This is a genomic window from Carboxydothermus pertinax (assembly GCF_001950255.1).
GTDB lineage: Bacteria > Bacillota > Z-2901 > Carboxydothermales > Carboxydothermaceae > Carboxydothermus > Carboxydothermus pertinax.
On sequence record NZ_BDJK01000024.1, the window covers coordinates 24,288 to 33,376 of the forward strand.

The following is a 9,089-nucleotide window of genomic DNA, read 5'->3' on the forward strand; positions in this document are numbered from 1 at the left end:
CTGGGAAAGGGATAGGAGGTGAAGATAAACACCTTTAAAGGGTGTAAAATCTTATGAATGTTCTAAATTATACAAAGTTGCAGGATCAAAAGTTTATTGAAGAATTAGAAACGGAAAGCGGTCAGCACCTGAAAGATTGCTATCAATGCGGTAAATGTACTGCTGGCTGCCCGGTGGCTTTTGCTATGGATTATACTCCTAACCAGGTCATGCATTTGTCGAAACTTGGTTTGGGAGAGGAGGTTTTAAGAAGCAGGACAATCTGGATATGTGCTTCCTGTAATACTTGTACCACTCGCTGTCCCAAAAACATTGATATTGCCCGGGTGATGGACAGCCTAAGGATTATGGCCCGTCGGAAGGGCTATACGGCTAACAGCCGTAACGTAGCTGCTTTTAACCGAATTTTCCTGGATATGGTTAAAAATTACGGGAAGAGTTACGAACTGGGATTAATACTTAATTTTAACCTGAAAACTGGTCAACCTTTTAAAGATGTTGGGCTAGGTCCGAAAATGTTGGCTTTAGGAAAGCTTGCCTTTTTCCCATCTAAGGTAAAAAATTCAAGGGAAATAAAAAGGATTTTTGAAACTATAGAAAAACTGGAGGGCGGCAATTAATGAAATACGCATATTATCCCGGTTGTTCCCTCCACTCAACCGCTAAAGAATACGATATGTCCACCAAAAAGGTGGCCAAAGCCTTAAATATTGAGCTGGTGGAAATTCCCGACTGGAATTGCTGCGGTGCTACTGCCGGTCACAGCACCAGCCATTTGCTGGCGGTGGCCCTGGGGGCTCGGAACCTTGCCCAAGCAGAAAGTTTAGGCCTGGACGTTGCTGCACCGTGCGCTGCCTGTTACCAGCGGTTGGTGGTGGCAGAAAGAGAAATGAAAGAAAACCCGGAAATCCGGGAGAAAATCAATTCCACTTTAGAAAAACCCTATGAAGGAAATAACCATACTTATTCACTGGTGGAAGTAGTAGCCAAGGCTAAAGAGCAAATAGAAAATTTAAAAGTTAAATCTTTCGAAGGATTAAAAGTTGCAGCTTATTACGGTTGCCTTTTGGTGAAGCCGCCAAAGATTATGCAGTTTGACGACCCGGAGAATCCGCAAATTTTGGATGACCTGGTGCGGGCAACCGGGGCTGAGGCCGTGGACTGGTCGTTTAAGACCGAATGCTGTGGTGGGGCTTTGGCGGTTTCCAATACGGGAATAGTTTTAAAGCTTACCCGGGATATTTTACGGGTAGCCCGGGACCGGGGAGCCGATGTGATAGTTACGGCTTGTCCCCTTTGTCAATCTAACCTTGACATGCGTCAGGGACAAATTAAAGAAGCTTTTGGCGAGGAGTTTAACATCCCTGTATTGTACTTTACCGAGCTAATTGGTTTAGCTTTGGGTTTAAAGCCCGAAGAACTTGGCTTAAATTCCCACTTTGTTAGCACCAAAAAAGTACTGGAGTGGAGAGATGCACGATGAAGAGAATAGGCGTATTTGTTTGCTGGTGCGGTTCCAATATTGGTGGGGTCGTTGATGTCCCGAGGGTAGCCGAAGCGGCAAAGGAAATGCCCAATGTAGTTTTTGCTACCGATTATAAGTACATGTGCTCGGAGCCTGGACAAGAGCTCATCATTAAAGCGGCTAAAGAACATAATCTCGACAGGGTAGTGGTTGCTTCTTGTTCCCCGCGCTTGCATGAACCGACCTTTAGAAAAGCCGCTGAACGGGCAGGACTTAACCCCTATATGTTTGAAATGGCTAATATCCGGGAGCACGACGCCTGGGTTCATGCAAAAGAGCCAGAAAAGGCAACGGAAAAAGCGATTGAACTGGTAAGACGAGCGGTCTTTAAAGCTGCCCGCTTGGAACCCCTTTTTAAATCGGCTATAGGCATTACGAAAAAAGCCCTGGTTATCGGTGGTGGTATTGCCGGTATTCAAGCAGCTCTGGATATTGCTGACGCTGGCTATCAGGTTGTCTTAGTAGAAAAAGAGCCGACCATTGGCGGGAAAATGGCCCAGCTGGATAAAACATTCCCTACTTTAGACTGCTCCAGCTGAATATCTACACCCAAGATGGCGGCTGCGGCGCAGCACCCAAACATTAAACTTTATACTTATGCCGAAGTTACGGAAGTTTCCGGTTATATCGGCAATTTTGAAGTTACCATTAAACAAAAAGCTAAATCGGTAGACCACAACAAATGTACCGGTTGCGGTACTTGCTGGGAAAAGTGCCCGACCAAAGTTGATAGCGAATTTGACCTGGGTCTTGGTAAAAGAAAGGCAATTTTTATCCCCTTTGCCCAGGCTGTTCCCAATAAACCGGTAATTGACCGGTCAACCTGCCGGCAGTTTACCAAAGGTAAATGCGGAGTTTGCCAGAAGGTCTGCCCTACCGGTGCCATAGATTATGACCAGCAGGATGAATTTGTCAAAGAAAAAGTTGGCGCCATTATCATGGCTACCGGCTATGACCTGTTTGAGTGGGAAAAGGTTTACGGTGAATACGGCTATGGCCAATATCCGGACGTGATAACCGGATTACACTTTGAACGGATGGCTAGTGCTTCCGGGCCTACCGGCGGTAAAATAATCCGCCCCTCTGACGGTAAGGAACCTAAAACTGTGGTCTTTATTAAATGTGTGGGTTCCCGGGATGACCAAAAGGGTAAAAGCTACTGTTCCCGGGCGTGCTGTATGTATACCGCCAAGCATGCCCATCAGGTTTTAGAGAAAATTCCCGATGCTAAAGCATATATTTTCTATATGGACGTACGGACTGCCGGAAAAATGTACGAGGAGTTTTATGCCAAAACCATGGAAGACGGTGCGCAGTATATCCGTGGTCGGGTATCGAAAATTTATCCCCTGGGGGATAAACTAATTGTCCGGGGGGCCGATACCTTAGCGGGAGTGCCGGTAGAAATTGAAGCGGATCTGGTAGTCCTGGCTACCGCGATGGTACCGGCGAAAGGTTCCGAGGAAATTGCTAAAATCGTCGGCTTCTCTTTAGATAAAGATGGTTTCTTCCAGGAAGCTCACCCCAAACTTGGGCCGGTGGAAACCACTACCGGTGGAGTCTTTTTAGCCGGTGCCTGTCAGGGACCAAAAGATATTCCGGACACGGTAGCGCAGGCCAGCGCTGCTGCGGCTAAAGCTATTGGCCTTCTGGCTAAGGACCAATTGGCAGCTGAACCGATTGTCAGCCAGGTAAACGAAGAGCTTTGCTCGGGCTGCGAATTGTGTAAGCCAATTTGTCCGTACAAAGCTATTGATATGAAGAAAATTTCCGAACGGGCCCACGGTAAGGTAATTGAGCGTACTGTGGCTACGGTAAATACCAGCCTGTGCCAGGGCTGCGGTGCTTGTACTGTTGCCTGCCGGGTAGGAGCCCTCAACCTTAAAGGCTTTACCAATGAACAGCTCCTGGCGGAGGTGGAAGCAATATGTCTGTAGAACAAAATTTTGAACCGAAAATTATTGCCTTTTTTTGCAACTGGTGTAGTTACGCCGGAGCAGATTTGGCGGGGGTCAGCCGGATGCAATATCCTACTAATTTGCGGATTATCCGGGTGCCCTGCTCCGGTCGGGTAAACCCCCAGTTTGTCATTAAAGCTTTTCAGCGGGGTATAGATGGCGTGCTGGTATCGGGCTGACATCCCGGAGACTGCCACTATGTTAGTGGCAACTACTATACCCGGAGAAGGTTTCTTTTAATGAAACGGCTTTTTGAATTTATTGGTTTTGAGCCGGGTAGGTTCCATGCCCGCTGGATTTCCGGCTCGGAGGCCCAGAAAGTGGTGGAAACCGCCAAAAAAGTTACCGAAGAGGTGCGGGCCTTAGGACCAAACAAGAAGATGAGGGATGACCGATGCTAAAAGATAAAATTAAATCTACCGTTAACTCCCTTTTAGAAAATAAACAGGTGGACTTTGTCATTGGTTATGGTGCCGGTTCTGATGCCGGGACCGTAAGACCCGCTTTTGTAAAATCCGCGAGCGAAGTGGAGCAGTTAATTTGGTCGCCTTTTGCTGTTAATAATTTAGCCAAGTTCGTGATGGACCATCTCTATGAAGACATTAAAATTGGGGTTATTGTAAAGGGTTGTGATTCCCGTTCAGTAGTGCGGTTAGTTCAGGATAAAGTCTTTCCCCGGGAAAACTTTTATGTAATTGGAATACCCTGCAAAGGTATTCTTGATAAAAATAAAGTAGCTCGGGATTTTGATCTATCTGGCGAATTTGTGGATTTTGAAGAGCAGGGCGACAATGTAATAGTAAAAACTACCAAAGGTGAACTTAAAATTAAAAAAGAAGATTACCTGATGGATAAATGTTACCGGTGTGAAACCCCAACGCCGGTGGTGTATGATGTATTATTAGGTGAGGAAGTAGCACCCTTTAGAATGGACGAATATGAGGATGTTAAGGCAATTGAAAATCTCTCGGTAGAAGAAAAATCCAAGTACTGGGATAAACAGTTTGAAAAATGCATCCGTTGTTATGCTTGTCGGAATGTTTGTTCTGCTTGTAACTGCCGGGATTGCGTCTTTGATATGGCAGAACCCAACTGGGTTGGGAAAGCAGCTAATTTATCGGAAAATACTGCCTTTCATTTAATCCGGGCCTGGCACGTGGCAGGCCGCTGTGTCGATTGCGGTGAGTGTTCCCGGGTTTGTCCCATGGGCATTCCGGTTAATACTTTAAACCGGAAAATGATTAAAGACATGAAAGAACTGTTCTCGGTAGAAACTCCGGGTAAAAATCCCGAACAAGGGGCGGTTCTGGGAAGCTTCAGAACTGATGACCCGGAAGAGTTTATGTAGTTAAACCTACGAGGTGACTTAAGATGAGAAAAGGATACATTTCAAAAGATAAGCTTATGCCCTGGCTGGGCGCTATTCGGGAAAAGTTTCCCTTAATTGCCCCGGTACAGGAAGATGGTTTATCGTTATTTAAAGAGGTAGAAAAGGTAGAGGATATTGTCCTGGATTACGGGATTACCCGGATGCCTCCTAAAGACCTTTTCTTTCCCCAGACCGAAAAAATGTTTCGCATTAAAAACAAAAATAATATGGCGATTGAATTAGAAACCCCGGAAAAAATAACCGACGAACTGGTACTGTTTGGCGTTCACTCCTGCGATTTAAAAAGTATCTTAGCTTTAGATCCGGTATTTACTACTCGCTTTCCCGACCGGTACTATCAGGAGCGCCGGGATAAAACTTACGTAATTGGTTTATCTTGCACTAAAGCCTTACCTACCTGCTTTTGTACTGCCTACGGCATTAATCCAACGGATGCCGAAGGAGCCGATATTCACTTAACAGAACTGGGAGATAAATATCTGGTGGAAGTGGCTACTGACCGGGGGGAACGGTTGATTGCCGAGGTTCCCGGAGTGGTTTTTGAGGATGTAGCTACATTAGAAGCAGAAAAAGAAAAGCTTACCCAAAAAGTTAGAGGGGAAATTACTTCTGTTGACTTAACCGGGGTTAAAGAGGTTTTGGATGAAAACTTTGAACTTCCCCTCTGGGAAAAGTGGGCGCAAAAATGCCTTGGTTGTGGTATTTGTACTTATGTTTGCCCGACCTGTCATTGCTTTGACATCAATGATTTTAATCGTGGCGATGGGGTTGGGGAGCGTTTTAGGTGCTGGGATTCGTGTATGTTTTCCGATTTTACCCGGATGGCTGGCGGCCATAACCCGCGTCCTACAAAGAAAGAGCGGGTTAGAAACCGTTTTATGCATAAACTTAAATACCACCTTGACCGGTATAATCTGGTAGGGTGCGTAGGCTGCGGCCGCTGTGTGCAACGTTGCCCCGAGAATATTGACATCCGGGCAATAATTTCCGACATAAAGGGTGGGGTGTAATGGCTCTGGAAAATCCATTATTACCGTATATTGCGACCATAACCAAGGTGATTGACGAAACTCCCGATGTGAAAACCTTTCAAATGGTGTTTGATGATCCCGAAGTTTTTGAGGTATTTAAACAAAAACCCGGGCAGGTAGCACAAATTTCTATTTTTGGAGTTGGAGAAGCGACTATCTCGATTACATCGTCCCCAACCCGTACCGGGATGCTGGAGTTTTCCATTAAAAAAGTAGGTAGGCTTACTTCGGTTATCCACCAGATGGGGCCCGGGATGAAGGTGGGTATCCGAGGACCATATGGCAATCATTTTCCGTATGATATGATGAAAGGAAAGGACCTTTTGTTTATTGGCGGTGGTATTGGTCTTGCCCCGCTACGCTCTCTGATCGACTTTGTTCTGGCTCCGGAAAACCGGCAGGATTACGGCAAAGTTGAAATCCTTTATGGTGCCCGGTCCGCGGCGGATCTTTGCTTTAAGTACGACCTTTTTGACAACTGGCCTAAGAAGCCCGGTACCAAAGTATATGTTACCATCGACCGGCCCGAAGAAGGCTGGGATGGACATGTGGGCTTTGTGCCTGCATATTTAGAAGAAATTAACCCAAATCCTGAAAACAAGGTCACTATTACCTGTGGTCCGCCTATCATGATAAAGTTTGTCTTACAGGCTTTAGAAAAAATGGGTTATTCCGAAGACCAGGTAGTTACTACCTTAGAGCTAAAGATGAAGTGTGGTATTGGAAAGTGTGGACGCTGCAATATCGGAAGCAAATTTGTTTGCGTTGATGGACCTGTCTTTACCTTAAGGGAACTTAAAAAATTACCTCCCGAGTTTTAAAAAATGCCCGGTGTTTGCCGGGCTTTATTTTTTCTGGTTTCCTATAAATTTTTGTAGAAATTAGGGAAAAAATGTAGAAAAATTTGGTAAAAAATAGCACTGAAGCTGAAAGGAAATCTCAGCCAATTGTCGAAAATAATAATTAATTAGAGTAAAAGGACATTTCGGGAGGTAAACCTTGAAGACCAATCGTTTAACGAATTTTTATTATTTAATCTTAAATGATTCTCCCAATATTATCCTTGCTATAGACCCGGATTATAAAATTGTTTTTTTTAACAAGACCGCGGAAAAGATTTTTGGCATAAAAAGAGAAGAAGTTCTGGGCAAAGATTTTCAACAATTTTTTCAAAAACTTGGTCTTCTGGAACGGTCCCGATTAGTAGATTCCCTTAAATACCGGAAGGTTTTTGAAATAGAAAATATTCCTTTAAAAATAGGCGAGCACCAAAAACATTTTTGGGGTAAAAGCTATCCTGTAATAGATCAAACGGGAGAGCTTTTAGGTGCCGTATTAGTAGGATGGGATACTCACGGGAAACAAGTGGTAGGTCAGGAACATATCAACCACGAAAAATTCGCGGTGATAAAAACCATAGCTGCCGGCACTGCCCACGAGATACGAAACCCTCTGACTACCGTAAAAGGTTTTATCCAACTTCTAGGGCAAGAAAAGCTTCAAGACCAGGAAAGCAAAGTATTTTTAGACACTATCGTACAAGAAATAAATCGTATTGAAAAGATAATAGCTGATCTTTTAGTGTTGTCCCATGATAGTGGACTTAAAAAAGGTATAGTAAATTTAAACCGTCTGGTGGAAAGAGCTTCCGAAAGCATTGCTCCGGCAGCATATTTAAATAATATTTCCATTATTAAAAATTTAAATTATGGCTTACCTTTAATTTTGGGCGATGATGAGCGACTTTTTTTCGTGCTTACCAATCTTTTAACCAATGCCTGCGAAGCTATTGGTAAAGATGGCCTAATTACCCTGGAGACTTTTTTTGATGAAAAAGAAGGAAAAGTTGGTTTAAGGATTTCCGATAACGGTCCGGGTGTTCCCGAAGAACTTCAGAGTAAAATTTTTGAGCCGTTTTTTACCACCAAAACGGAAGGGACGGGGCTTGGACTTGCAATTTGCTACCGGACGGTTGAGGAACATAACGGTAGCATTAAAGTTTACAATAACGCTTCCGGTGGGGCGACTTTTGAGATTACCTTACCCTTAAATTTAGAAAATGCTTACTCCTAAAATGCCTCCAATTGCCCCTGCTAAAAGAATAACCAGGCTTTTTTCTAAGAAAACCACAAAGGAAAAAGGAGAATGAAAGACCCAGAGGGAAAAAACAAAGAAGATAACGATAAAAATTCCGCCAAGGTAAAGGCCGTGCCAGAGGCCTTTTTTTTGTGCCTTTCTTCCGGCGACAAAGCCTCCGGCTAAAAGGCTTAAAAAGATAACGCTAAAGCTTAAAATTGTCCACCAGGTAAAGTTAGTGGTAAAATAGTAAAAAATAACAGCAAAAATAGTACCAAAAACTAAAAGTGTTCCCAGGGCAATAATGAAGCCCCAGAATAATGCCCGGGCATTCATAGAAAATTCCTCCTTTAAAATTCCTTTTACCAATAAAATATGAACTCTTTTAATCATTAAGAACAGTTGAGGTGAAGAAAATGGCTGAAGTAGCTTATGAGATTGGTAATAGCCTTTATGTTAATGTGACTAATCGCTGTACCAATTCCTGTGTTTTTTGTATTAGAAAAACGGAAAAAGGAGTGGGCTATGACCTTTGGCTGGACCATGAGCCAACTACTCAGGAAATTATTGAAGCTTTACAGAAAAAAGACCCTCTGAAATACGAAGAAGTAGTATTTTGCGGCTATGGTGAGCCGCTTATTAAAATAAATGAAGTGGTGGCAGTGGCTCGATGGTTAAAAAGTATCGGAGTGAAGAAAATAAGAATAAATACCAATGGTCTTGCCAATCGCTATCACGGCCGAAATATACTTCCTGACTTAAAAGGGCTTATTGATGTAATCTCCATAAGTTTAAATGCTCCCGATGCCAAAACCTACCAAGCGGTAAGCCGTTCTCGTTATGGAGAAGAGGCTTATCAGGAAGTGTTAAATTTTATTACCGAAAGTAAAAAATATATACCAGAAGTGATTGTAACTATAGTGCGCTGGAAAGGAGTGGATGTGACCGAGGCCAGAAAAGTTGCCGAAAGGCTAGGGGTTAAGTTTCGCGTTCGGGAGTTTTATGGTAATTAAAAAAGGTAATAGGCCATAGTTTCGTTCAAAAGCTTTAAATTTCGGGGCAAATAATCCCAGGGCAAGGAAGAGATATCGAAGAGGTAATTAAGATAA

10 protein-coding genes are annotated in these 9,089 nt (G+C 43.7%); 9 read left to right on the top strand and 1 reads right to left on the bottom strand.

Features of this window, described 5'->3' with window-relative positions:
* The first annotated feature begins 53 nt into the window (after positions 1-53).
* The 8 genes from cpu_RS07835 to cpu_RS07870 all read left to right on the top strand — a co-directional run bounded on the left by cpu_RS07835 (position 54) and on the right by cpu_RS07870 (position 7,977).
* On the top strand, positions 54-620 hold the full coding sequence (locus cpu_RS07835) for a 4Fe-4S dicluster domain-containing protein (protein ID WP_075859471.1): 567 nt from the start codon (positions 54-56) through the stop codon (positions 618-620).
* On the top strand, positions 620-1,483 hold the full coding sequence (locus cpu_RS07840; RefSeq protein ID WP_075859472.1) for a CoB--CoM heterodisulfide reductase iron-sulfur subunit B family protein: 864 nt from the start codon (positions 620-622) through the stop codon (positions 1,481-1,483). The genes cpu_RS07835 and cpu_RS07840 overlap by 1 nt, the downstream gene beginning before the upstream one ends.
* Complete coding sequence (locus cpu_RS07845; RefSeq protein ID WP_077177249.1) at positions 1,480-3,462, top strand: CoB--CoM heterodisulfide reductase iron-sulfur subunit A family protein; 1,983 nt, start codon at positions 1,480-1,482, stop codon at positions 3,460-3,462. Before cpu_RS07840 ends, cpu_RS07845 begins: the two co-directional genes overlap by 4 nt.
* Positions 3,453-3,884: a hydrogenase iron-sulfur subunit gene (locus tag cpu_RS07850; RefSeq protein WP_011343854.1), complete on the top strand. Its 432-nt coding sequence runs from the start codon at positions 3,453-3,455 to the stop codon at positions 3,882-3,884. The genes cpu_RS07845 and cpu_RS07850 overlap by 10 nt, the downstream gene beginning before the upstream one ends.
* Positions 3,878-4,831, top strand: coding sequence for a 4Fe-4S dicluster domain-containing protein (locus cpu_RS07855; RefSeq protein WP_075859473.1), 954 nt, complete (start codon positions 3,878-3,880; stop codon positions 4,829-4,831). The genes cpu_RS07850 and cpu_RS07855 overlap by 7 nt, the downstream gene beginning before the upstream one ends.
* A 23-nt stretch (positions 4,832-4,854) precedes the next feature.
* The gene (locus cpu_RS07860; protein WP_075859474.1) at positions 4,855-5,883 is read left to right on the top strand and encodes a 4Fe-4S dicluster domain-containing protein; all 1,029 of its coding nucleotides are present in this window, start codon (positions 4,855-4,857) and stop codon (positions 5,881-5,883) included.
* The gene (locus cpu_RS07865; RefSeq protein ID WP_075859475.1) at positions 5,883-6,725 is read left to right on the top strand and encodes an FAD/NAD(P)-binding protein; all 843 of its coding nucleotides are present in this window, start codon (positions 5,883-5,885) and stop codon (positions 6,723-6,725) included. The genes cpu_RS07860 and cpu_RS07865 overlap by 1 nt, the downstream gene beginning before the upstream one ends.
* Positions 6,726-6,903: 178 nt before the next feature.
* Positions 6,904-7,977 (top strand): two-component system sensor histidine kinase NtrB, encoded by a 1,074-nt coding sequence (locus tag cpu_RS07870; protein WP_075859476.1) that lies wholly within the window; start codon positions 6,904-6,906, stop codon positions 7,975-7,977.
* Here the strand turns inward: cpu_RS07870 and cpu_RS07875 are convergent.
* Positions 7,957-8,316 carry a TIGR04086 family membrane protein gene (locus cpu_RS07875; protein ID WP_075859477.1) on the bottom strand — a complete coding sequence of 120 codons (360 nt, stop codon included), beginning with the start codon at positions 8,314-8,316 and terminating at the stop codon, positions 7,957-7,959. The genes cpu_RS07870 and cpu_RS07875 overlap by 21 nt on opposite strands.
* Positions 8,317-8,396: 80 nt before the next feature.
* Here cpu_RS07875 and cpu_RS07880 point away from each other — a divergent pair, with 80 nt between their 5' ends.
* Positions 8,397-8,993, top strand: coding sequence for a TatD family nuclease-associated radical SAM protein (locus cpu_RS07880; protein WP_075859478.1), 597 nt, complete (start codon positions 8,397-8,399; stop codon positions 8,991-8,993).
* The last annotated feature ends 96 nt before the right edge of the window (positions 8,994-9,089 follow it).